Genomic DNA, 22,959 nt, shown 5'->3' with positions numbered 1-22,959 from the left:
CCGGGTTGCGCGGGCGGAAGGAGGGGACGTGGCCGGGACGTCCGAGGGTGAGCACCGCACAGGCCTGCTGAACGGCTTCGCCGCCTACGGGATGTGGGGGCTGGTCCCCCTGTTCTGGCCCCTGCTCAAGCCGGCCGGGGCCGCGGAGATCCTGGCCCACCGCATGGTGTGGTCCCTCGCGTTCGTGGCCGTCGCGCTGCTCTTCGTCCGCCGCTGGGCCTGGGCCGGCGAGCTGCTGCGCCGCCCGCGGCAGCTCGGCCTCATCACCGTGGCGGCCGCCGTCATCACCGTGAACTGGGGCGTCTACATCTGGGCGGTGAACGCCGGCCACGTCGTGGAGGCCTCGCTCGGCTACTTCATCAACCCCCTGGTCACCATCGCGATAGGCGTGCTCGTCCTCAAGGAACGGCTGCGGCCCGTGCAGTGGGCCGCGGTCGCGGTCGGCCTGACCGCCGTCGTCGTCCTGACCGTCGGCTACGGCCACCCGCCGTGGATCTCCCTCTGCCTCGCCTTCTCCTTCGCCGCCTACGGGCTGGTGAAGAAGAAGGTCGGTCTCGGCGGCGTCGAGTCGCTGGCCGCCGAGACCGCGATCCAGTTCGTCCCGGCGCTCGGCTATCTGCTCTGGCTGACCACGCGCGGCGAATGCACCTTCGTGACCGGGGGGACGGGCCACGCCGCCCTGCTCGCCTCGACCGGCGTCGTCACCGCGCTCCCCCTGGTCTGCTTCGGCGCGGCGGCGATCCGGGTGCCCCTGTCGACGCTGGGCCTGTTGCAGTACCTCGCCCCCGTCTTCCAGTTCCTGCTCGGCGTCGTCTACTTCCACGAGGCCATGCCGGCCGAGCGGTGGGCCGGGTTCGCGCTGGTCTGGCTGGCACTGATCCTGCTCACGGGCGACGCCCTGCGCACCGCGCGGCGGACGGCACGGTTCGCCGTACCGGCACCGGCCGGCACCGCGCCCTGGGGACCGGCCGTCGCCCCGGCTCCGGCGTCGGCCCCGGAGCCGACTCCGGCGTCGACTCCGGCGTCGACTCCCGCCGACGTCTGACCGGCGCGGAACGCATCCCTCCGCCGGCGGGTCCGGTTATAAGTGGGAGCCATGACCACACAGGCGCCCGCCCCGCTGCACTGGAAGCTCGTCATCGACGCGGCCGACCCGCACACCCAGGCCGACTTCTGGGCCGCCGCGCTGCACTACACGGCCGAGGACAACAGCGCCCTCATCGAACAACTGCTGTCCCTGGGCGCACTGTCCGGCGAGGCCACCGTCGAGTACCACGGCCGGCTCGCCTTCCGGGACCTGATCGCCGTACGGCACCCCGACGACCCGTACGACCCCCAGTCCGGCACCGGGCTCGGACGGCGGCTGCTGTTCCAGCGCGTGCCGGAGCCGAAGACCGGCAAGAACCGGCTCCACCTCGACCTGCACCCCGGCCCGGACCGGCACGCGGAGGAGGTGTCCCGGCTGGAGGCGCTGGGCGCGCGGCTGCTGCGGGAGGTGGCGGAGCCCTCCGGTCAGTGGACGGTGCTGGCCGACCCCGAGGACAACGAGTTCTGCGTCCACTAGGGTCCTCGGCTCGGATCAGGGCCGGATCAGAGGCGTGCGGTGACGGTGGCCGCCGGGGTCACGGCCGGGCGGCGCGGGCCGCGCGGTCGGACAGGCGGACCATCCGGGCGCGGGCGGACTCCAGGGGGCGCGGATCGTCGGCGGCGGGGCCCGGCTCGGCGCTGAGGTCCGTCCACAGGTCGATCAGGTCGCGGCCCAGCCGCAGGCCCTCCTCGGGGTCGCGCACCGCGCGCCAGGCGGTCGCCGCGCTCTGCACGTTGCCGTAGGCGGCCTCCCCGTCCCGTGCCTGGCGGCGCAGCCGGGCGAGGTCCAGGGACAGCCGGAAGGCGCGGACCGGGTCACCCCCCAGGTAGGCGATGTAGGCGGACAGTTCCCGCAGGTGCAGCACCTCGGCGTGATGAGTGCCGAGCAACGCGGTGGCCTCGGCGAGCGTACGGTCGGCCAGTTCCGCCGCCGCGTCGAGACGGCCGGACCGCACGGCCTCGTTGATGCGGGTCATCGGCTCGGTGAGCAGCTCGGCGCCCTCGGCGGTCTCGGTCAGGGGGCCGTCGCCGAGCACCTCCTCGGCGACGGCGTCGAACCCGCGGGCCGGGGTGTGGGCGACGGCCTCCCGCGACACGGCGAGGACGGCCTCCGGCGGTATGGCGGCGACGGCCCGCGCCGGTACGGCGGTGGCGGTGCTGGCCCCCGCGCGGACGGCGGTGGCGGCTGCCTCCGTACGGACGGCGGTGGCGGTGGCGGCGGCGGCCGGCGGTGCGGCGGTGGCGGTCCTCGTCGGTGTGGCCGCGCCCGGTCCCGGTGGCGCCGGGACCCGGACCGGCTCCCCCGTCGTCCGGCTGGAGCCGTCCGTCGCGACCTCCAGGGGCACCACCCAGCCCGTGCGGTCGTCGCGGACCGTGGCGCGTACGGGGGCGCCGACGCTGATGGCCAGCCGCTGGAGGTGGTTCAGGACGGCCTGCTGGATCTCCTCGCCCGGTGCCGCCGCGACCGGGGCCCCGTCCACCGACGCGTCCCCCGTGCCGAACACCTCGACGGACACCGCCGCCGGGTGCGCCACGGGCTGAAGCGCCCGCTTCTTGTCGAAGCTGACTCGAGCCATCGGTTTGCCCCTCACTCCCCAGGCGCCGCGATCCGGTCGTACGCGTCCTGCCACCCAGTCTGTCGGGTAGGCCGGGTTCCCGCGTCACCGCGACGTCACAGCCTCGCACCAGCCACACTCTGGTCAAATTTCATTGCACATGCATAAGATGCATGTGCGTATATCCGGCACGGCATCACTCACCTGGGGGACCCATGACCCGCCGCTTCCTCTTCGTCCTGGGCAGCGCCCGCGCCGAGGGCAACACCGAGCTGCTGGCCCGCGCGGCAGCCGAGCAACTGCCCGCGGACATCGAGCAGCAGTGGATCCGGCTCGCCGACCACCCCCTGCCCGACTTCGTCGACCTGCGGCACGACAGCGACTACGTCCGGCCGGCGCCGGACACCCCCGCCGGCCTGCTGCTGGACGCCACGCTCGCGGCGACCGACATCGTGATCGCCTCGCCGCTGTACTGGTACTCGGTGTCCGGCCTCACCAAGCGCTACCTCGACTACTGGTCGGCCTGGCTGCGCACCCCCGGCGCCGACTTCGGGGACACGATGGCCGGCCGCACGCTCTGGGGCGTGGCCGCCCTCGCGCACCCCGAGCAGGCGGTCGCCGCCCCCTACATCGGCACCCTCACCCACTCCGCCGCCTATCTGAAGATGCGCTTCGGCGGGGTCCTGCTCGGCAACGGCAGCGCACCCGGTGACGTACACGGGGACGCGGACGCGCTCGCACGTGCCAAGACGTTCTTCGCGCAGGACGCTCCGCTCGCGCGCTTCCCCCACGAGACGGCCGGCGCCTGAGCCCCGCGCCCCGAGGTCAGGCGCTGATGTCCTTCGTCGTGAACCGCGCCCAGGCCGCCGAGCCGAACACGGCCGCGTACAACGCCTGGAGGCCGAGGTTGCGCGTCAGGCCGTCCCAGTAGACGGGGTCGCGCATCAGGTCGGCGAAGGACAGCCAGTAGTGCGGGAACAGATAGGGCTGGAGCGCATGCAGCTGGGGTATCTGGTCGACGATCTGGACGGTGACGAGCAGGCCGACCGTGGTCGCCATGGCCGCGATGCCGCTCTGGGTGAGCGTCGACACGAACAGGCCGACGGCCGCCACCCCGACCAGTGACGCCGCCACGACCAGGGCGATGAGCAGGGCCCGGCCGAATCCCTCGGCGAGGCCGATCCGGGTGCCGGAGATCGTGGTCACCTCGCCCAGCGGGAAGAGCAGTACGCCGACGGCCAGCGCGGAGACCGCGACGACCAGGGTGGCGAGCAGACAGAAGGCCAGTACCGTCGCGTACTTGGTGAGCAGCAGCCGGGTGCGGCCGGCCGGAGCGACCAGCAGATAGCGCAGCGTGCCGCCGCCCGCCTCCCCCGCGATCGCGTCGCCCGCGACGACACCCACCGCCATCGGCAGGAAGAACGGCAGGGTGGCGGCCAGCGCGGTGAAGACCAGGAACAGTCCGTTGTTGGTGACCTGCGTGAGGAACGCCGGGCCCGCGCCGTTCCCGCCCGCCGGGGCGCCGTCCCGCGTCTCGATCCGCACCGCGATCCCGATCAGCACCGGCACCGCGGCCAGCACCCCGAGCAGGGCGAGCGTGCGCCAGCGGCGGACGGCGGTGACCAGTTCGCTGCGCAGCAGTCCGAGCGTCCACAGCGGGTTCGGCTTGCGCACGGCGCCCGCCGGGTCAGCGCGCGACATCGAATCCCTCGCCCGTCAGCGCGACGAACGCGTCCTCCAGCGAGGCCCGTTCGACGGTGAGGCCCCGGACCCGGACGCCCGCGGTGACCAGGGCCGCGGTCACCTCGGCGAGGTCCCGGTCGGGCGGTTCACCGGTGACCCGGTCGCCGTCGGCGGCCACGTCGCCGACGCCCTGCTCCTTGAGCACCCGGGCCGCCTCGGCCGTGTCCGGGGTGGTCACCACCAGCCGGCCGCGCGCCCCGGCCGCCAGGTCGGCCACCGGCCCCTGGGTGACGAGCCGGCCCCGCGTCATGACCGCCGCGTGCGTGCACACCTGCTCGATCTCGTCGAGGAGATGGGAGGAGAGGAAGACGGTCGTGCCATCGGCGGCCAGCTCCCTGATCAGGGTGCGGATCTCCCGCATGCCCTGCGGGTCGAGGCCGTTGGTGGGCTCGTCCAGGACCAGCAGTGCGCGGGGCCGGAGCAGTGCGGCGGCCAGAACGAGGCGCTGCTTCATGCCCAGCGAGTACGCCTTCGCCTTCTTGCCGGCGGCGGCCGTGAGACCGACCCGGTCCAGTGCGGCGGCGACGCGGGCGCGCCGGGTGCGGGGGTCGGCGGCCGGGTCGGCGGCGTCGTAGCGCAGCAGGTTGTCCCGGCCGGAGAGGAAGCCGTACAGGGCGGGGCCCTCGATGAGCGCGCCGACCTGCGGAAGGACCGTGCGGGCGGCCCGGGGCATGGACCGGCCCAGGAGCCGGACCGTGCCCGCGGTCGGTTCGATCAGGCCCATGAGCATGCGGATGGTGGTGGTCTTGCCGGAGCCGTTGGGGCCGAGGAAGCCGAAGACGCTGCCCGCCGGGACGGTCAGGTCGAGACCGTCGACGGCGAGCTGTCCGCCGCGGTAGCGCTTGGTGAGCCCGCGCGTGGCGATGACACTCGCCCGCGCCACCGCGGGCCCGGGCTCCGGCGTGGGCCCCCGGCCGGGCTCCGCGGCGGACGGCTCGTCCATCGGCTCCCCCTCGCTTCGTCGTGCCCGGACGGGTCACTTCGCCGTGTCGGCCGCCTTCACCAGGGCGTCCTTGGTGACCGCACCGGCGTAGACCTTGCCGTCGTCGGTGATCAGTGCGTTGACCAGGCGGGTGGAGAAGACCGTGCCCTTGCCGAAGGCGCCGGAGACCGGCTCGCCGAGCGAGCCGAGGAAACCGCTGAGGTCACCGCCCTTGGAACCGGTGGGCAGGCCGCCCTTGGAGCCCGTGTCGAAGGCGGCGACGGACGTCCAGCCCTTGCCGAGGACCGTGGCCCCGCCCAGCCCCTCGGCGAACTCCCCGCCGCCCCGCGGGCCGTGCTCCGGCGCCGGGGACCCGCCCCTCGGCTTACCGTCCGGCCTCGGGGCGTGCCCGGGACCCGCGGCCCCGTCCTTGCCCTCGGTGACCTTCGCGCCCTTGGGCGGGGTGAACCGGAAGGTGGAGGCGGCCGGTTCGGCGAAGGAGACCCGGGTGAAGCCGGCGTCGACCACGGCGGCGCCGCCGCCGCTCGGGGTGAGCGTGAACTTCAGCGGCAGGCCCGTCCGCGCGTCCACGGCGATGCTGATCGCGCCGACGGTGGTGCCGGACTGCCTGGGCTTGATGAGCAGCTTGTAGGCGTCGCGCCCGGCGACCTGGGCGGTGCCGTCGACGGTGACGGACGTGGTGGCGTCGACCGACTTCAGGGCCTGGTCGGCGAAGTCCTTCGGCGTGGCCGGCGGCCGGGTCCCGCGGTCCCCGCCGGAGCCGGCCGCGGTGGAGTGGTGGACCTCGTTGCTCTTGCTGTCGTAGCCCCAGACGTCCTTGCCGTCGTGGATCAGGCTGTACTCGGCGCCGCTCTCCAGCAGCGACAGTTTCTGCCGGTCGGGGCCGTCGGCGGCGACGCGCAGGGTGTGCGTTCCGGAGACCAGTTCGGTGAGCCGGGTCCGCGGGTCGGCGGAGGAGCCGTCGCCGGAGCCCTTGTCCGCCCCGGAGAGCAGGTTGTTCTCCAGGCCGCCGAGTTCGGGCAGCCCGAGGTCGGTGCTGATCTTCACGGTGCCCGACAGCTGCTGCACGTCCGACCTGGCGATCTTCTCGACGAGCTGTTGTGCGCTGATCCTCGGCAGATCGGGGTCACCGGAGTCGGCGAGCGCCGGGACGAGCCCGATCGTGGCCGCGGCCACCCCCACCACCGCGACCGGGACGGCGTACCGGGCGGCCTTGCGCCGGCCGGATCGCGGGTCCTCGTCGTGCGCGGCGCCCACTGCGTCGTCGGATGCGTACGGTGCCATGTGTGCCTTACCTCCGTCGTCGGCGGCGGCTGTCCTCGCGCTGGTCCACCTGAGCCGCCATTCTCACCCGAATCGGTGAGGAGTGGTGATGTGCGTAGTGACCATCTGACCAAATCGGCCACGCGGAAGCGTCAGCCCTCGGGGCCAACTCCGTGTACGCCTGCGGTATGACATACGAAGGCGGCATCTCCCCCGACCCGTAGGGGTCGTGCGGGAAGACGCCGCCCGAAGAGGTGTCCGGCCGGTTCAGCCGGCGCGGTGCACCACCGCGTCGCACAGCTCCAGCAGCGCCGCCTTGGCGTCGCACTCCCGCAGCGGCGCCAGCGCGGCCCGCGCCTCCTCCGCGTACCGCACGGTGTCCCGGCGGGCCTGCTCCAGTGCGGGGTGCGCGCGCAGCGCGGTCAGTGCCTCGGCGTGCCGGGCGTCGTCGCTGAGGTCGGAGTCCAGCAGCTCGCACAGCGCGAGGTCCTCGGACCGGCCCAGCCGGGCGGCCCGTTCGCGCAGCCGGAGCACGGGGAGGGTGGGGATGCCCTCGCGCAGGTCGGTGCCCGGGGTCTTGCCGGACTCGTGGGAGTCGGAGGCGATGTCCAGGACGTCGTCGGCGAGCTGGAAGGCGACGCCGAGCCGTTCGCCGTACTGGGTGAGCACGTCGACGACCCTTTCGTCGGCGCCGGACATCATCGCGCCGAACCGGCACGACACCGCCACCAGGGAGCCGGTCTTGCCGCCGAGCACGTCCAGGTAGTGCTCGACCGGATCGCGGCCGTCCGAGGGACCCGCGGTCTCCAGGATCTGGCCGGTGACCAGCCGTTCGAACGCGAGGGCCTGCACCCGGACCGCCTCGGGGCCGAGGTCGGCGAGGATCTGGGAGGCGCGGGCGAAGAGGAAGTCACCGGTGAGGACCGCGACGGAGTTGCCCCAGCGCGTGTTGGCGCTGGCCACGCCGCGCCGCACGGCCGCCTCGTCCATGACGTCGTCGTGGTACAGCGTGGCCAGATGGGTCAGCTCCACGACCACGGCGGACGGGACGACACCCGGCGCGTAGGGGTCGCCGAACTGTGCCGCGAGCATCACGAGCAGCGGCCTGAACCGCTTCCCACCGGCCCGTACGAGGTGCTGCGCGGCCTCCGTGATGAACGGGACCTCGCTCTTGGTGGCCTCGAGCAAGCCTTCCTCGACAGCCGTCAATCCGGCCTGGACATCGGCTTCCAGAGCCTGGTCCCGCACGCTCAGCCCGAACGGCCCGACGACGGTCACGAGGGGTCTCCTGTCTGCTGCTGTCTGCTGGCGATCACACGGTTTGTCGATAGGTCGCTGCCCTCACTCAACTCAGCGTATCCGGTCCTCTTTCGATCACCGATAGCGCCCACCGGTCCAGCCTGGGCGGTATCGGATCAGACCAGACATGAGTCTGATCGGGTGGTAACAACGGACATTTATCGACTTAACGGCTATTCATATATCGTTCCGTGACCCCTCCACTCCTTCCGCCGGACCCCGGGGCGGGAATGCGTCAATTCCCTCTTGTCTGTTTTGCAGTGTTTTGCCTTTTCGTGAGTTGGGTCACGCGGCGTCCCGGCCGGTCCCCGCTCCCGCGCCCTCCCGAACCCTTGCCCCGTGGGTGAGTTGAGGATTGGCAGCCGCAAAGGATCAAGCACCCCATACGGCGTCGATCAAGGTCAAATAGTGCGTTGTGTGAATCTGGCACTTGTTCCCGACATGTGCTCTCGCATACGTTCCCGGCCGTCGGGCGGACGCCTAATCCTGCCGCCGCCCGCACCACCCATCGACGAACCCATTCGTACGGCAGGAGCGGGGGACCCAGGTAAGCCGCCGGGCCGGAACGGCACACGCCGCGCCGGAACGGCTAGGGGTGAAGCCGTGCCTCCTCCAGGGCACGGCCGGGCGCCTCCCCGCCCGAACCCGACAGCTCACCTCGCAGGCGTAGGAGAGGAACTTCCCCATGTCTGCCGCCGTTCAGCACCGCCGTTCCCGCAACAGCCGCCTCGTCCGCGCCCTCACCGCCGTGGGCACCGGCGCCGCCGTCCTCGCCCTGCCGCTCATCGGCGCCACGAGCGCCGCCGCGGCCCCCGCCACCGCCGCGACGGCCGCCGCCACCCCCGCCGGCTACCCGAACACCCTCGACGGCTGGATCCGCGAGTCGCTCGCGATCATGGCCCAGAAGGGCATCCCGGGCACCTACAACGGCATCTACCGCAACATCATCCGCGAGTCGTCGGGCAACCCGGCGGCCATCAACCTGTGGGACTCCAACGCGGCCGCGGGCATCCCGTCCAAGGGCCTGCTCCAGGTCATCGACCCCACCTTCAAGGCCTACCACGTGGCCGGGACGTCGTTCGACATCTACGACCCGGTCGCGAACATCACCGCCGCCTGCAACTACGCGGCCGCGCGGTACGGCTCGATCGACAACGTGTTCGGCGCGTACTGACCGGCACCGGCGGCGGGCGCTGCTGACGTCCCGGTCAGTCGGCCGGGAACAGTCTCTCGAGGACGACGGCGACGCCGTCGTCCTCGTTGGACGAGGTGACCTCGTCCGCGACCGCCCTGAGCTCGGCGTGGGCGTCGGCCATCGCGACGCCGTGGGCCGCCCAGTCGAACATCGGGATGTCGTTGGGCATGTCACCGAAGGCGACGGCCCGTCCGGCGCCGATCCCCAGCCGCTCCGCGGCCAGCGCGAGCCCCGTCGCCTTGGTCACCCCGCTCGGCTGGAGCTCCACGGTCCCCGGCCCCGACATCGTGACCGTCGCCAGCGAGCCCACCACCGCGCGCGCCACGGCCGCCAGCTCGTCGTCCGACAGCTCGGCATGACGCAGCAGCACCTTGCTGATGGGCGCGCGCCACAGGTCGTCCCGCCGGCCGACCCGCAGCGCGGGCAGCGTCGGATGCGGCATCCGGTAGCCGGGCTCGATGAGCGTGAGCCCGTCCACGCCGTCCTGGTCGACCGCCGCGAAGACCTGCCCCACCTCCGCCTCGATCTTGCCGAGCGCGGTCTCCGCCAGCTCCCGGTCCAGCCGGACCGACCACAGCAGGCGGCCGGCCCCGGCGTCGTAGAGCTGCGCGCCCTGCCCGCACACCGCGAGCCCCGTGCAGCCCAGGCCCGCCAGGAGCGGCCGTACCCGCGGGGCCGGGCGGCCCGTCACCACGAGGTGGCTGGCTCCGGCCCGCGCCACCCGCGCGAGCGCGGCGAGCGACCGGTCGGAGACGGTGTCGTCGCCGCGCAGCAGCGTCCCGTCCAGGTCGGTGGCGATCAGGGCGTACGCGGGGGTGGGTGCCATGATCAGAGAATACGGATCCCGCACCCCGCCGACTCACCTCGTTCTCCTGGCACTTACGTGCTGACCGGCCCCGACCGGCCGGTTCCGGCCGGTCCCCGCGGGCCCTTCGACCGTGCTCCCCGGCGGCTCCGGCACGGCCTGCCCGGACGGCGGCGGAACGGGTGACGGAACCGGACGGAACGCCTCACCCGTGAGCCGCCGCCAGGTGCCTCGCCAGCCGCGGGGAGGCGAACTCCGTACCGCAGACGAAGCGCATCACCGGGCCGTACGAGGACGCCGCCGGCAGGCCGGTGAAGTACAGGCCCGGCACGGAGGAGACGTAACCGGGGCCGAGCCTCGGAGTGCCGCGGCTCACCGCGAGCCGGGTGCGCAGTCCGTGGCCGAGGAAGTCCATCGCCGCTACGTCGACGCGGTAGCCGGTGGCGGCGATGACGTGGTCGGCGGTGAGCCGCTCGGTCCGCCCGGCGTGGGTGCGGACGGTGACCACGGGGCTGCCGTCCCGGGCCTCGGCGCCCACCACCCGCTCGACGTCCCGCACCCGCACACCCTTCTCGAAGCGCTCGCGCAGCCACCAGGCGCCGAGCGGACCGAGGACCCGGCGGACCAGGTAGTGGCGGGTGGGCTCGGGCAGGAAGCGGTAGGGGTGCGGGTGATGGCTGAGCGCCCACAGCGACCAGGCGCGGCCGAACGGGGACCGCGGCCGGAACGCCGGCTGCTGCCAGGGCGGGCTGCCGAAGGCGACCCGCCCCCGCCCGCGCGCGACCACGCGCACGCTTGCGCCCGCCTCGGCGGCGAGTGTCGCCGTCTCCAGCGCGGACTGGCCGGCGCCGATGACGATCAGCTCCCGGCCGGCGAACCGGCCGAGGTCGTGGTGCTGGGAACTGTGCGAGACGGGACCGGACGGGGAAGGCCCGTCGGGCGCCGCTCCCGCCAGCTCCGGCGGCAGATGGGCGAGCCCCGCCAGGCCGGTGGCGACGACGACCGCGCGCGCGGTGAACAGCTCCCCGGAGTCCAGCCCGAGCGCGAAGCCGCCGCCCGGGCCGCCGTCGGCCGAGACGACACGCACCCGCTCCAGGCCGGGGACCAGCTTCCGCTGGAACCACTCGCCGTAGGCGGTGAACGTCTCCACCGGGATGATGTCCTCGTCGGTCACCAGCCGGCGGACGCCGGCCGCGTCGCAGTAGTCGGCGAGGGTGTGGCCGGGCTGGGGGCAGTCGAGGTTCGAGGCGGCGGGTGTCGACTTCAGGAGCATGCCCTCGGGCATGTGGTCACGCCAGCTGACCATGGGCTCGCCGAAGACGCGGACCGGGATGCCGCGCGCCCGCAGATGCGCGGCGGTGGACAGGCCGAACGGCCCCGCCCCGATGACTGCAACCGGTCGGTTCACGAAGTCCCTCCCCAGGACGCGGTACGCCACACCGTGGTGGCCTTGCCTGCTTCGTGCCTTGCCTGCTTCGTGCCCTGCCTCTGCTTCGTGCCCTGCCTACTTCGTGCTCTGCCGGCCGCTTCGCGCGGTGCCGCTGCCGCTGTGGCGGGCCCGCCACAGCTGGCAGAGGTGCTTGGCGCCCGGGCGCACGAAGCGGGCCAGCATCGTGAGGAACGGCAGCGGGTCGTCACCCGCGAACCAGGCCAGCTCGGTCCCGCTCGCCCGCACCGGCGCGTGCGGTGTCGTGTAACCGCTGCGGCGGTAGGCGAGCAGGGCGGGCAGGTCGATGTTCTCCACGATGTAGCGGTGGCCGGCGCGCTGTTCGCCCCGCGGAACCGCGCGGCCGGTCAGGTGCAGGTGCAGCGCGCGTACGACGTCCACGCCCGACTCGTTCTCGAAGAGCCGGAACTGGGCGCCCACCCGCGGGTTGAAGTCGAGGAGTTTGTACCGTCCGTCGCGCCGGTCGAAGCGCAGGTCGAGGTCGAGGACACCGCTGAAGCCGATCCGCTTGACGAAACGCGCGGCGAGCCCGGCGAGTTCCGGGTTGTCGACGACGTACGCGTTCGCCGTCATGCCGGCGTGCGGCGGCCAGGAGCGCACCTTGACGCCGGTGAACAGCGCGAGCGGGCTGGAGTCCTGGTCGAAGCAGGCGTGCACGATCCAGTCCTCGGCGTCCTCGCGCGGCAGGTACTCCTGGAGGATGACGCCGGGTTCCCCGCCCCAGCCGCGGGCCAGGCTGAGCAGTCCCTCGCGCGTGCCGATCCTCGTGGTGCCGTTCACCGCGGGCCGCCTGCGCCGCACGAACGCCTCACGGTTCTTGGCCACCACCGGGAAACGGGTCCGGTCCGCGAAGGCGACGACGTCGTCGTACGACCGCGGGAACGCGGCCGTGGGACTCGCGACGCCGTGCTCCGCGCACAGTTCGTGCAGCCCCTGCTTGCTGGCCAGCCGGCGCGGCAGCACCGGGTCCACGCGCGGGAAGAGGAAGGAGCCGGCCAGGTGGTCCTGGTGCTCGGCGATCAGGACGGCGGCCTCCTCGTCCGTCGGGATCAGCACGGCCGGGCGGCCGATCCGGCGGCCGATCCGCAGCAGGCCCTCCACCAGGTGGTCCGGGTCCTCCGCACCGGTCGTCGGCCACACGAACGCCTTGCGCAGATACCGGGAGGAGGCCGCCGGTGTGTACGGATCCTCGGTGATCGCGTACATGGGCACCCCCAGACGGCCCAGGCTGCGGATCGCGCCGACGCCTCCGTGGTGCAGCGGGTAGTGGCCGAACTTGACGATCAGGCCCGGCACGTCGCGGTCGGCTGTCCACGGCGCGCCGGCGGCGTCCTCGGCCACGGGTCTCCCCACGTGTCCCCTCCAGATGGAACGGATCCGCCCCGTCCGTGTCCCGAAAGGACGCTAAGCCGGAACTACCGCCTCCGACAAGGCTTATCCGGACATGGCGAACTCTTTAGACACTGTGCGGGCAACCTCCCGGACGCCCCGGAAGGCACTGCCCAAGACACGTGGATCAGCCGTAACGTGTGGCGCGACCACATGGAACGCAGCGCCATGCATGGCCTGGATGAGAGCGAGGCAGCACCCCATGCCCCCCTTCGACGTCCCCGAGGGCGACCCCTTCGGCCCGCACAACCTTCCCTACGGCGTGTTCTCGCCCTCCGGCAGCACCGAGCGGAGGGTCGGAGTCCGGCTCGGGGACCACGTCCTCGACGCGGGCGGCGCCGCCGCGGCACTCGGCTCGCCCCACCACTCGCTGCTCGGCCGGCCCACCCTCAACCCCCTGCTGGCCGCCGGCCCCGGCACCTGGTCGAACGTACGGCGCGACCTCGTCTCCTGGGTCACGGACCCCGCGCACCGCGCGACGGTCGAGCCGCTGTTCCACCCGCTGTCCGAGGTGACCCTGCACCTGCCCTTCGAGGTCGCGGACTACGTCGACTTCTACGCCTCGGAGCACCACGCCCGCAACGCCGGCCGGATCTTCCGACCGGACGCCGCGGACTCCCTCATGCCCAACTGGAAGCACCTCCCGGTCGGTTACCACGGGCGGGCCGGCACGGTGGTGGTCTCGGGCACGGACGTCGTACGGCCCTCCGGACAGCGCAAGGGCCCGGGTGACCCCGCGCCCGTCTTCGGCCCGTCGGTCCGGCTGGACATCGAGGCCGAGGTCGGCTTCGTCGTGGGCGCTCCCTCTCAGCCGGGCCGCCCGGTAGGGCTCGGCGACTTCCGGAGCCACGTCTTCGGGCTGTGCCTGCTGAACGACTGGTCCGCACGGGACATCCAGGCCTGGGAGTACGTGCCCCTCGGCCCCTTCCTCGCCAAGTCCTTCGCCACCTCGGTGTCGGCGTGGATCACCCCGCTGGAGGCACTGGAGCACGCGCGCGTGGCACCCCCTCAGCGCACGCACCCCCTGCTGCCCTACCTGGACGACACGGCGCCCGGCGTGGAGCCCGCCGGGTACGACCTGCGCATCTCCGTCGCGATCAACGGCCATGTGGTCGCGGAGCCGCCGTTCTCCACCATGTACTGGACCGGCGCCCAGCAGCTCGCCCACATGACGGTCAACGGCGCCTCGCTGCGCACCGGCGACCTGTACGGCTCCGGCACGGTCAGCGGCCCCGCCGAGCACCAGCGCGGTTCGCTGCTGGAGCTGACCTGGAACGGCCGCGACCCCCTCGAACTACCCGACGGCAAGCGGACGTTCCTGGAGGACGGCGACGTGGTGACGCTCACGGCCTGGGCGCCCGGCGCGGACGGACGCCGGGTGGGACTGGGCGAGGTCACCGGACGGGTCGTGACGGGCTGAGCCACCGGCCGGCGGTTCCCGACCGCCGCCCCGGTCCGGCCGACCCCGCCGCCGAGCGCCATCGCCACGGCGTCCGGCAGCGGGGTCCGGCACCCCGGGCCCCGCGAGTCGGCCCCGCGCGTGCCGCGGTCCGCCCGGATCGGCGCCGACACCTGCCTCCGGACGCCGGTCTTCGTCATACTGACAGGGACACGCACCACACGCGGCGCGCAGCCGCCCGCCGCGCGCCCTGCACCACCGAGACCCGCACGCCTCTCCGACCAGGAACCGGAGCCCCGGCATGACCGTCTGCCTGCTCCTGCTGAGCGTCGTCGCCCTGACGGCCGCCGTGCCGGCACCGCGCGCGCTGACCCGTGCCGCCTGGCCCGAACGGGACCCCGTGGTCGCGTTGTGGGTGTGGCAGTGCCTGGTCGCCACCGTCCTGCTGTGCTGCCTGACCGCGCTCGTCCTCGGCACGGCGGCCGTCTTCCACACCGTCCGCGACCGCGTGTTCGCGCCCGCGCCGCCCGCCGTCACCGCCGCGTACGACCTGTCCGCCGCGCCGGTGTGGGCCGCCGCGCTCACCGTGCTGCTGGCCTGCGGGGCCGCCTGGACGACGGCCATGCTGGGCCGGGAACTCGTCGAGGCCCACCGCAGCCGCGGCCAGGCCAGGGCGCAGCTGCGGGAACGCGCCCCCGACCTGCCGGCCGGTCTGCCGCCGGCGCGCGGGCCGATGCTGGTGCTGGAGGACGAGTACCCGGACGCCTGGTGGCTGCCCGGGCACCCGCCGCAGCTGGTCGTCACCACCGGGGCGCTGCACCGCCTCACCGACCACCAGCTGGACGCCGTCCTCACCCACGAGCGCGGCCACGCCCGCGCCCACCACAACTGGCTGCTGCACCTGTCCACCGCACTGGCCACGGGCTTCCCGCGCGTGCCGCTCTTCGCCCACTTCTGCGACCAGACGCACCGCCTGGTCGAACTGGCCGCCGACGACACCGCCTCCCGGCGCTGCGGGCACCTCACCACGGCCCTCGCACTGATCGAGCTGAACCAGCACCGGGGTGTCCTGTCCTGCGACTCCAGCCGCCGCTTGCTCGGCGAACGCGTGGACCGCCTGCTGGAGCCGCCCCCTCGGCTGCTGCGCCGGCACCGGGCCCTGACGACGACGGTGGCCGCGCTGGTGCCGCTGGTACCGCTGCTGATCACCTTCGCGCCGGGTCTGACGGCACTGTCCTGACGGCCCGCCGGGCGGCAACTCCCGCCCGGCGTCCGGTCAGGGCCGGAGTCCGGTCAGGGCCGGGGCCCGGTCAGGGCCGCGGTCCGGCGCGGGTTCGCCGGGCCCGGGCCCCCGTACCGGCTACATCCAGTCGTCGGGCTCCGGCTCGTCCTGCGGCTCGGGCCAGTCGTCGTCCGGGGCCGCGGCGCCCGCCAGGGCGGTGACGGCCGGGGCGGTGTCGGCCGAGGTGCTGGCGGCTTGGGCGGTGTCGGCCGGGGCGGTGTCCGGGGCCGGTCCGTCCAGGGAGGCCAGTACCTCCAGCACGCCTTCCCCGTACGTCACCAGCTTCTTCTCGCCGACGCCGTTCACCGCGCCCAGTTCGCGCACCGAACCGGGCCGCTGGGTGACGATCTCCCGCAGGGTGGCGTCGTGGAAGATGACGTAGGCCGGGACGCCCTGTTCCCGGGCCTGTTCGGCCCGCCAGGCCCGCAGGGCCTCGAAGGCGGGGAGCAGTTCTCCGGGCAGTTCGGCCGCGGCGGTCCTGGCCTTGCGGTCGCCTCCGGAGCCGCTGCCCGACCGCGACCGGGCGGCGGCCGGTTTCTTCGGCTCCTTGCGCAGCGGCACCTCGCGCTCCCGCCGCAGGACCGAGCCGCTCGCCTCGGTGAGCGTCAGGGTGCCGTACTCCCCCTCGACCGCGAGCAGGCCCTGGGCCAGCAGCTGCCGGATGACGCCCCGCCATTCGCCCTCGGTGAGGTCCTGGCCGATGCCGAAGACGGACAGCTGGTCGTGGTCGAACTGGATCACCTTGGCGCTGCGCTTGCCGAGCAGGATGTCGATGATCTGGACCGCGCCGAACTTCTGCCCGCGCTCCCGCTGTAGCCGCACGACCGTGGACAGCACCTTCTGCGCGGCGACGGTGCCGTCCCAGGTCTCCGGCGGGGTCAGACAGGTGTCGCAGTTGCCGCAGGCCACCGGCTCGGGGTCCTGGCCGAAGTAGGCGAGCAGCTGGCCGCGGCGGCACCGGGCCGTCTCGCACAGGGCGAGCATGGCGTCGAGGTGGGCGGCGGCACGGCGGCGGAACGCCTCGTCGCCCTCACCGGACTGGATGAGCTTGCGCTGCTGTATGACGTCGTTGAGGCCGTATGCCATCCAGGCCGTGGACGGCAGGCCGTCGCGGCCCGCGCGGCCGGTCTCCTGGTAGTAACCCTCGATGGACTTGGGCAGGTCCAGGTGCGCGACGAAGCGGACGTCCGGCTTGTCGATGCCCATGCCGAAGGCGATGGTCGCCACGACGACCAGCCCCTCCTCGCGCAGGAACCGGGACTGGTGGGCGGCGCGGACGCGCGCGTCCAGGCCCGCGTGGTACGGCACCGCCGCGATGCCGTTGGCGGTCAGGAACTCCGCCGTGCGCTCGACCGAGTTGCGCGAGAGGCAGTACACGATGCCGGCATCCCCCGCGTGCTCCTCCCGGAGGAAGGCCAGCAGCTGCTTCTTGGGGTCGGCCTTGGGCACGATCCGGTACTGGATGTTCGGCCGGTCGAAGCTGGCGACGAAGTGGCGGGCCGTCGGCAGGTTCAGCCGCTCGGTGATCTCCTGGTGGGTGGCGCGGGTGGCCGTGGCGGTGAGGGCGATCCGCGGGACGTCCGGCCAGCGCTCGCCGAGCAGGGACAGGGAGAGATAGTCGGGGCGGAAGTCGTGGCCCCACTGGGCCACGCAGTGTGCCTCGTCGATCGCGAAGACGGAGATCTTGCCGCGGGAGAGCAGCTCCAGCGTGGAGTTCAGGCGCAGCCGCTCCGGCGCCAGGTACAGCAGGTCCAGCTCGCCGGCCAGGAACTCGGCCTCGACCGTGCGCCGCTCGTCGAAGTCCTGGGTGGAGTTCATGAAGCCGGCGCGGACGCCGAGGGCGCGCAGGGCGTCCACCTGGTCCTGCATGAGGGCGATCAGCGGGGAGACCACCACGCCGGTGCCGGGCCGGACCAGGGCCGGGATCTGGTAGCACAGCGACTTGCCGCCGCCGGTCGGCATGAGGACGAGGGCGTCGCCGCCCGCGACCACATGCTCGATGACGGCCTGCTGCTCGCCCCGGAAGGCGCCGTATCCGAAGACCCGGTGCAGCGTGGCCAGCGCCTCGCTGTCGGTGGCCAGTGCCTCGCTGTCGGTGGCCAGTGCCTCGCTGTCGGCCGTGCCCGGCCCCTCGGTCACCTGTGGCATCTCGCTGATCCCGCCCGTCGCGCCCATCGTCGTGTCCCCCGTCGGTCCCCCGTGTGTCGTCTCTCGACCGCTGCCTCCACCATAGGGGGCCGGACCGACAGCGCCGGAGTTATCCACAGGCTCGGCCCCGGAATGGTGATCCCCGGTGACCCGGACGCGCCGCTGCCCGGCGCCCTCGGAGCGGGGGTGCCGGGCAGCGGCGGGGACGGGATCGAGGGGTCAGCGGACGAAGACTCCGGCCTGGCCGGCCAGGTCCAGGAAGTACTGCGGTGCCACACCGAGGACCAGGGTCACCGCCACGCCCATGCCGATCGCGACCATGGTCAGCGGTGACGGCACGGCGACGGTGGGGCCGTCGGGCCGCGGCTCGCTGAAGAACATCAGGACGATCACCCGGATGTAGAAGAAGGCGGCGATCGCCGAGGAGATCACACCGACCACGACCAGCGGGGCCGCTCCGCCGTCCGCCGCCGCCTTGAACACGGCGAACTTTCCGGCGAAGCCCGAGGTGAGCGGAATGCCGGCGAAGGCCAGCAGGAACACCGCGAAGACGGCCGCCACCAGTGGTGAGCGGCGGCCGAGCCCGGCCCACTTGGACAGGTGGGTCGCCTCGCCGCCCGCGTCGCGGACCAGCGTGACCACGGCGAACGCGCCGATCGTCACGAAGGAGTAGCCGGCCAGGTAGAAGAGGACGGACGACACCCCGTCCTTCGACGTGGCGATGACGCCCGCGAGGATGAAGCCGGCGTGCGCGATGGACGAGTACGCCAGCAGCCGCTTGATGTCGGTCTGGGTGATGGCGACGATCGCACCGCCCAGCATGGTGATGACGGCCACGGCCCACATGACCGGCCGCCAGTCCCAGCGCAGCCCGGGCAGGACGACGTACAGCAGACGCAGGAGCGCGCCGAACGCGGCCACCTTCGTCGCCGCCGCCATGAAGCCGGTCACCGGGGTGGGCGCGCCCTGGTAGACGTCGGGCGTCCACATGTGGAACGGCACCGCGCCCACCTTGAACAGCAGGCCCATCATGATCATGGCGGCGCCGATCAGCAGCAGCGCGTCGTTGCCCATGGTGCCGGCGAGGGCCGGGTCGACGTTGGTGGCGGTGCCGTCGACGACCTGGGCGATGCGCGCGTACGACACCGAGCCGGCGTAGCCGTACAGCAGGGCGATGCCGAACAGGGTGAACGCGGAGGCGAACGCGCCGAGCAGGAAGTACTTGACCGCGGCCTCCTGTGACATCAGCCGCTTGCGGCGGGCCAGTGCGCACAGCAGGTACAGCGGCAGGGAGAGGACCTCCAGGGCCACGAAGAGGGTCAGCAGGTCGTTGGCCGACGGGAAGACCAGCATGCCGCCGATCGCGAAGAGGAGGAGCGGGAAGACCTCCGTGGTGGCGAAGCCGGCCTTCACCGCCGCCTTCTCGCTGTCGCTGCCGGGTACGGCGGCGGCCTGCGCGGCGAAGGAGTCGACGCGGTTGCCGTGTGCGGCCGGGTCCAGGCGCCGCTCGGCGAAGGTGAACAGGCCGACCAGTCCGGCCAGCAGGATCGTGCCCTGGAGGAAGAGGGCCGGGCCGTCGACCGCGATGGCGCCCATGGCCGCGATGTGCGCCTTGGTGGTGCCGTATCCGCCGGACGCGAGCCCGACGACCGCGGCGAACGCGGCGCACAGGGCCGCGGCGGACAGGATCAGCTGGGCGTGGTAGCGGAACCTGCGCGGGACGAACGCCTCGACGAGCACCCCGGCCAGCGCCGCGCCGATGACGATCAGGGTCGGTGACAGCTGTGCGTATTCGATCTTCGGCGCGTCGATCTTCGAGATCGGGTCGGCCGCGGTTGTCCACAGGCTGTGGACGGCTGCTGCGCTCACTTGGCCGCCTCCACCTCGGGCTTGGGGTCCTTCTTCTGGACGTCGGACATGGTGTGCTTGACCGCCGGGTTGACGATGTCCGTGACGGGCTTCGGGTAGACGCCCAGCACGATCAGCAGCGCGATCAGCGGTGCGACGACCACCAGCTCGCGCACGCGGAGGTCGGGCATCGCCGCCACCGAGGGTTTCACCGGGCCCGTCATCGTCCGCTGGTACAGGACGAGGGTGTAGAGCGCGGCGAGGACGATGCCGAGGGTGGCGATGATGCCGATCACCGGGTAGCGGGTGAACGTGCCGACCAGGACCAGGAACTCGCTCACGAACGGTGCGAGGCCGGGCAGCGAGAGGGTGGCGAGGCCGCCGATCAGGAAGGTGCCGGCGAGTACCGGGGCGACCTTCTGCACGCCTCCGTAGTCGGCGATGAGCCGCGAGCCGCGCCGGGAGATCAGGAATCCGGCGACCAGCATCAACGCGGCCGTGGAGATGCCGTGGTTGACCATGTAGAGGGTGGCGCCGGACTGGCCCTGGCTGGTCATCGCGAAGATGCCGAGGACGATGAAGCCGAAGTGCGAGATCGACGCGTACGCCACCAGGCGCTTGATGTCCCGCTGGCCGACGGCGAGCAGCGCGCCGTAGAGGATGCTGATGAGCGCCAGTACGAGGATGACGGGCGTCGCCCACTTGCTGGCCTGCGGGAACAGCTGGAGGCAGAAGCGGAGCATCGCGAAGGTGCCCACCTTGTCGACGACCGCGGTGATGAGGACGGCGACCGGGGCGGTGGACTCCTGCATGGCGTTGGGCAGCCAGGTGTGCAGCGGCCACAGCGGCGCCTTCACCGCGAAGGCGAAGAAGAAGCCGAGGAACAGCCAGCGTTCCGTACCGGTCGCCATGTGCAGCGAGCCGTTCGCGCGGGCCTCGGCGATCTGCTGGAGGCTGAAGTTCCCGGCCACCACGTAGAGGCCGATCACCGCGGCCAGCATGATCAGGCCGCCGACCAGGTTGTAGAGCAGGAACTTCACCGCCGCGTACGACCGCTGCGTGGCGGCCGTCTCCTCCCCGTGCGCGTGGGCACGGTCCCCGAAGCCGCCGATGAGGAAGTACATCGGGATGAGCATGGCTTCGAAGAAGATGTAGAAGAGGAAGACGTCGGTGGCCTCGAAGGAGATGATCACCATCGCCTCGACCGCCAGGATCAGCGCGAAGAAGCCCTGGGTGGGCCGCCAGCGGCGGTTGCCGGTCTCCAGCGGGTCGGCGTCGTGCCAGCCGGCCAGGATGATAAACGGCATCAGGACGGCGGTCAGCGCGAGCAGCGCGACCGCGATGCCGTCGACACCCAGCTCGTACCTGACCCCGAAGTCCTTGATCCAGGCGTGGGACTCGATGAGCTGGTAGCGGGCGCCGCCCGGGTCGAAGCGGACCAGGACGGTGACGGCCAGGGCGAGCGTGGCGAGCGAGACGACCAGCGCGAGCCACTTGGCGGCGGTGCGCCGGGTGGCCGGTACGGCGGCCGTGGCGACGGCCCCGAGCGCAGGGAGCACCGCCGTCGCTGTCAGTAGAGGAAAGGACATCGGTATCAGACCGCCCTCATCAGCAGGGTCGCGGCGACCAGGAGTGCCGCGCCGCCGAACATCGACACCGCGTAGGAGCGGGCGAAGCCGTTCTGGAGCCGGCGCAGCCGGCCGGACAAACCGCCGAAGCCGGCCGCTGTGCCGTTGACGACGCCGTCGACCAGGGTGTGGTCGACGTAGACCAGGGAGCGCGTCAGGTGTTCGCCGCCGCGCACGAGGACCACGTGGTTGAAGTCGTCCTGGAGCAGGTCGCGGCGGGCCGCGCGGGTGAGCAGGGAGCCGCGCGGGGCGACGGCCGGGACGGGCTTGCGGCCGTACCGAGCCCAGGCGATGGCGACGCCGATGACCAGGCAGACCATGGTGGCGCCGGTGACCGTGCCCGCGCTGACCGGCGAGTCGCCCTCCTGGTGGCCGGTGACCGGCTCCAGCCAGTGCAGGAACCGGTCGCCGATGCTGAAGAAGCCGCCGGCGAAGACCGAGCCGAAGGCCAGCGCGATCATCGGGATCGTCATGACCTTCGGGGACTCGTGCGGGTGCGGCTCCGCGTGCTCGCCGCGGTGCTCGGCGACGGGCTCGGCGCTCGGCGCCTCGGGGGAGCGGGTGGGCCGGTTCTTCCAGCGCTCCTCCCCGAAGAAGGTCATCAGCATCACGCGCGTCATGTAGAAGGCGGTGATGGCCGCGCCGAGCAGGGCCGTGCCGCCGAGGATCCAGCCCTCGGTGCCGCCCTTGGCGAAGGCCGCCTCGATGATCTTGTCCTTGGAGAAGAAACCGGACAGGCCCGGGAAGCCGATGATGGCGAGGTAGCCGAGGCCGAAGGTGATGAAGGTGACCGGCATGTACTTGCGCAGGCCGCCGTACTTGCGCATGTCCACCTCGTCGTTCATGCCGTGCATGACCGAGCCGGCGCCGAGGAACAGGCCGGCCTTGAAGAAGCCGTGCGTCACCAGGTGCATGATCGCGAAGACGTAGCCGATGGGGCCGAGGCCGGCCGCGAGGACCATGTAGCCGATCTGCGACATGGTCGAACCGGCCAGTGCCTTCTTGATGTCGTCCTTGGCGCAACCGACGATCGCACCGAACAGCAGCGTGACCGCGCCGACGACGGTAACGGCCAGCTGGGCGTCGGGGGCGGCGTCGAAGAGGGCACCGGAGCGGACGATCAGGTAGACGCCCGCGGTCACCATGGTCGCCGCGTGGATCAGGGCCGAGACCGGCGTCGGGCCCTCCATGGCGTCCCCGAGCCATGACTGGAGCGGCACCTGGGCGGACTTGCCGCAGGCGGCGAGCAGCAGCATCAGGCCGATCGCGGTGAGCTTGCCCTGGGAGGCGTCACCGGTGTGGCTGAGGACCGGGCCGAAGGCGAAGCTGCCGAAGGTGGTGAACATCAGCATGATCGCGATCGACAGCCCCATGTCGCCGACGCGGTTGACCAGGAAGGCCTTCTTCGCTGCGGTGGCCGCGCTGGGCTTGTGCTGCCAGAAGCCGATCAGCAGGTACGAGGCCAGGCCCACCCCCTCCCAGCCGACGTAGAGCAGCAGGTAGTTGTCGGCGAGGACGAGCAGCAGCATCGCCGCCAGGAACAGGTTGAGGTACCCGAAGAAGCGGCGGCGGCGCTCGTCGTGCTCCATGTAGCCGACCGAGTACAGGTGGATCAGGGAGCCGACGCCCGTGATGAGCAGGACGAACGTCATCGACAGCTGGTCGAGGCGGAAGGTGACGTCCGCCTGGAAGCCGGCCACCGGGACCCAGCTGAACAGGTGCTGGGTCAGCGTGCGGTGTTCGGCGCCCCTGCCGAGCAGGTCGGCGAAGAGGACGGCACCGCACACGAAGGAGGCGGTCGACAGCAGCGTGCCGATCCAGTGGCCGGCGCGGTCCAGGCGCCGGCCGCCGACCAGGAGGACGGCCGCTCCGAGCAGGGGCGCCGCGATGAGCAGCGCGATCAGGTTCTCCACGATTCTTCCGACCCC

At 72.5% G+C, this 22,959-nt stretch carries 18 protein-coding genes and 1 riboswitch; of the genes, 6 read left to right on the top strand and 12 right to left on the bottom strand.

Going from position 1 to position 22,959, the window contains the following annotated elements:
- Window positions 1-28 precede the first annotated feature (28 nt).
- The gene (rarD, locus tag AB0F03_RS16700) at window positions 29-1,045 is read left to right on the top strand and encodes an EamA family transporter RarD (protein WP_361991824.1); all 1,017 of its coding nucleotides are present in this window, start codon (window positions 29-31) and stop codon (window positions 1,043-1,045) included.
- Window positions 1,046-1,096: 51 nt separating this feature from the next.
- Window positions 1,097-1,564 (top strand): VOC family protein, encoded by a 468-nt coding sequence (locus AB0F03_RS16695; protein WP_361991821.1) that lies wholly within the window; start codon window positions 1,097-1,099, stop codon window positions 1,562-1,564.
- Between the two features lie 58 nt (window positions 1,565-1,622).
- On the opposite strand, the gene AB0F03_RS16690 is transcribed toward AB0F03_RS16695, so the two are convergent.
- Window positions 1,623-2,663, bottom strand: a complete 1,041-nt coding sequence (locus AB0F03_RS16690; protein ID WP_361991818.1) for a hypothetical protein — start codon at window positions 2,661-2,663, stop codon at window positions 1,623-1,625.
- A gap of 194 nt (window positions 2,664-2,857) precedes the next feature.
- Between AB0F03_RS16690 and AB0F03_RS16685 the strand changes: the two genes are divergently transcribed.
- The gene (locus tag AB0F03_RS16685) at window positions 2,858-3,451 is read left to right on the top strand and encodes an NAD(P)H-dependent oxidoreductase (protein WP_361991815.1); all 594 of its coding nucleotides are present in this window, start codon (window positions 2,858-2,860) and stop codon (window positions 3,449-3,451) included.
- 16 nt (window positions 3,452-3,467) lie between these two features.
- On the opposite strand, the gene AB0F03_RS16680 is transcribed toward AB0F03_RS16685, so the two are convergent.
- The 4 genes from AB0F03_RS16680 to AB0F03_RS16665 form a co-directional block, all read right to left on the bottom strand.
- Window positions 3,468-4,343: an ABC transporter permease gene (locus tag AB0F03_RS16680; RefSeq protein WP_361991812.1), complete on the bottom strand. Its 876-nt coding sequence runs from the start codon at window positions 4,341-4,343 to the stop codon at window positions 3,468-3,470.
- A complete protein-coding gene (locus AB0F03_RS16675) occupies window positions 4,330-5,328 on the bottom strand; it encodes an ABC transporter ATP-binding protein (protein WP_361991809.1) in 999 nt (332 codons plus the stop codon). Before AB0F03_RS16675 ends, AB0F03_RS16680 begins: the two co-directional genes overlap by 14 nt.
- Window positions 5,329-5,361: 33 nt before the next feature.
- On the bottom strand, window positions 5,362-6,612 hold the full coding sequence (locus AB0F03_RS16670; protein WP_361991807.1) for a DUF2092 domain-containing protein: 1,251 nt from the start codon (window positions 6,610-6,612) through the stop codon (window positions 5,362-5,364).
- 246 nt (window positions 6,613-6,858) lie between these two features.
- The gene (locus AB0F03_RS16665; RefSeq protein WP_361991804.1) at window positions 6,859-7,869 is read right to left on the bottom strand and encodes a polyprenyl synthetase family protein; all 1,011 of its coding nucleotides are present in this window, start codon (window positions 7,867-7,869) and stop codon (window positions 6,859-6,861) included.
- 520 nt (window positions 7,870-8,389) lie between these two features.
- Window positions 8,390-8,572: riboswitch (cyclic di-AMP (ydaO/yuaA leader) on the top strand.
- 3 nt (window positions 8,573-8,575) lie between these two features.
- On the opposite strand from AB0F03_RS16665, the gene AB0F03_RS16660 reads away from it, so the two are divergent.
- A complete protein-coding gene (locus AB0F03_RS16660; RefSeq protein WP_361991801.1) occupies window positions 8,576-9,064 on the top strand; it encodes a transglycosylase SLT domain-containing protein in 489 nt (162 codons plus the stop codon).
- 34 nt (window positions 9,065-9,098) lie between these two features.
- Here the strand turns inward: AB0F03_RS16660 and AB0F03_RS16655 are convergent, their stop codons facing one another.
- The 3 genes from AB0F03_RS16655 to AB0F03_RS16645 all read right to left on the bottom strand — a co-directional run bounded on the left by AB0F03_RS16655 (window position 9,099) and on the right by AB0F03_RS16645 (window position 12,678).
- Complete coding sequence (locus AB0F03_RS16655; protein WP_361991799.1) at window positions 9,099-9,911, bottom strand: HAD-IIB family hydrolase; 813 nt, start codon at window positions 9,909-9,911, stop codon at window positions 9,099-9,101.
- 184 nt (window positions 9,912-10,095) lie between these two features.
- Window positions 10,096-11,298 (bottom strand): FAD-dependent oxidoreductase, encoded by a 1,203-nt coding sequence (locus AB0F03_RS16650; protein WP_361991797.1) that lies wholly within the window; start codon window positions 11,296-11,298, stop codon window positions 10,096-10,098.
- Window positions 11,299-11,394: 96 nt separating this feature from the next.
- A complete protein-coding gene (locus tag AB0F03_RS16645) occupies window positions 11,395-12,678 on the bottom strand; it encodes an ATP-grasp domain-containing protein (RefSeq protein WP_361992199.1) in 1,284 nt (427 codons plus the stop codon).
- Window positions 12,679-12,928: 250 nt separating this feature from the next.
- On the opposite strand from AB0F03_RS16645, the gene fahA reads away from it, so the two are divergent.
- Both fahA and AB0F03_RS16635 read left to right on the top strand, forming a co-directional pair.
- Window positions 12,929-14,146: a fumarylacetoacetase gene (gene fahA / locus AB0F03_RS16640; protein ID WP_361991794.1), complete on the top strand. Its 1,218-nt coding sequence runs from the start codon at window positions 12,929-12,931 to the stop codon at window positions 14,144-14,146.
- A gap of 280 nt (window positions 14,147-14,426) precedes the next feature.
- Complete coding sequence (locus tag AB0F03_RS16635) at window positions 14,427-15,365, top strand: M56 family metallopeptidase (RefSeq protein ID WP_361991791.1); 939 nt, start codon at window positions 14,427-14,429, stop codon at window positions 15,363-15,365.
- A 120-nt stretch (window positions 15,366-15,485) separates the two neighbouring features.
- On the opposite strand, the gene recQ is transcribed toward AB0F03_RS16635, so the two are convergent.
- The 4 genes from recQ to nuoL all read right to left on the bottom strand — a co-directional run bounded on the left by recQ (window position 15,486) and on the right by nuoL (window position 22,944).
- Window positions 15,486-17,582 carry a DNA helicase RecQ gene (recQ, locus tag AB0F03_RS16630; protein WP_361991788.1) on the bottom strand — a complete coding sequence of 699 codons (2,097 nt, stop codon included), beginning with the start codon at window positions 17,580-17,582 and terminating at the stop codon, window positions 15,486-15,488.
- A 192-nt stretch (window positions 17,583-17,774) separates the two neighbouring features.
- Window positions 17,775-19,424: an NADH-quinone oxidoreductase subunit NuoN gene (gene nuoN, locus AB0F03_RS16625; RefSeq protein ID WP_361991785.1), complete on the bottom strand. Its 1,650-nt coding sequence runs from the start codon at window positions 19,422-19,424 to the stop codon at window positions 17,775-17,777.
- Window positions 19,421-20,992: an NADH-quinone oxidoreductase subunit M gene (locus AB0F03_RS16620; RefSeq protein WP_361991782.1), complete on the bottom strand. Its 1,572-nt coding sequence runs from the start codon at window positions 20,990-20,992 to the stop codon at window positions 19,421-19,423. The genes nuoN and AB0F03_RS16620 overlap by 4 nt, the downstream gene beginning before the upstream one ends.
- Window positions 20,993-20,997: 5 nt before the next feature.
- Window positions 20,998-22,944: an NADH-quinone oxidoreductase subunit L gene (gene nuoL / locus AB0F03_RS16615; RefSeq protein ID WP_361991779.1), complete on the bottom strand. Its 1,947-nt coding sequence runs from the start codon at window positions 22,942-22,944 to the stop codon at window positions 20,998-21,000.
- Window positions 22,945-22,959 lie beyond the last annotated feature (15 nt).

Origin of the sequence: Streptomyces sp. NPDC028722 (assembly GCF_040637655.1) — a bacterium.
Classification (GTDB): Bacteria; Actinomycetota; Actinomycetes; order Streptomycetales; family Streptomycetaceae; genus Streptomyces.
Note: the sequence above shows the minus strand (reverse complement) of the source record. Positions and strands in the feature narration are given on the sequence as shown.

Coding starts and splice junctions, on each gene's coding strand:
- AB0F03_RS16695 (WP_361991821.1), top strand. CDS start 1,097: ATGACCACACAGGCGCCCGCCCCGCTGCACTGGAAGCTCGTCATCGAC.
- AB0F03_RS16690 (WP_361991818.1), bottom strand. CDS start 2,663: ATGGCTCGAGTCAGCTTCGACAAGAAGCGGGCGCTTCAGCCCGTGGCG.
- AB0F03_RS16685 (WP_361991815.1), top strand. CDS start 2,858: ATGACCCGCCGCTTCCTCTTCGTCCTGGGCAGCGCCCGCGCCGAGGGC.
- AB0F03_RS16680 (WP_361991812.1), bottom strand. CDS start 4,343: ATGTCGCGCGCTGACCCGGCGGGCGCCGTGCGCAAGCCGAACCCGCTG.
- AB0F03_RS16675 (WP_361991809.1), bottom strand. CDS start 5,328: ATGGACGAGCCGTCCGCCGCGGAGCCCGGCCGGGGGCCCACGCCGGAG.
- AB0F03_RS16670 (WP_361991807.1), bottom strand. CDS start 6,612: ATGGCACCGTACGCATCCGACGACGCAGTGGGCGCCGCGCACGACGAG.
- AB0F03_RS16660 (WP_361991801.1), top strand. CDS start 8,576: ATGTCTGCCGCCGTTCAGCACCGCCGTTCCCGCAACAGCCGCCTCGTC.
- AB0F03_RS16655 (WP_361991799.1), bottom strand. CDS start 9,911: ATGGCACCCACCCCCGCGTACGCCCTGATCGCCACCGACCTGGACGGG.
- fahA (WP_361991794.1), top strand. CDS start 12,929: ATGCCCCCCTTCGACGTCCCCGAGGGCGACCCCTTCGGCCCGCACAAC.
- AB0F03_RS16635 (WP_361991791.1), top strand. CDS start 14,427: ATGACCGTCTGCCTGCTCCTGCTGAGCGTCGTCGCCCTGACGGCCGCC.
- recQ (WP_361991788.1), bottom strand. CDS start 17,582: ATGGGCGCGACGGGCGGGATCAGCGAGATGCCACAGGTGACCGAGGGG.
- AB0F03_RS16620 (WP_361991782.1), bottom strand. CDS start 20,992: ATGTCCTTTCCTCTACTGACAGCGACGGCGGTGCTCCCTGCGCTCGGG.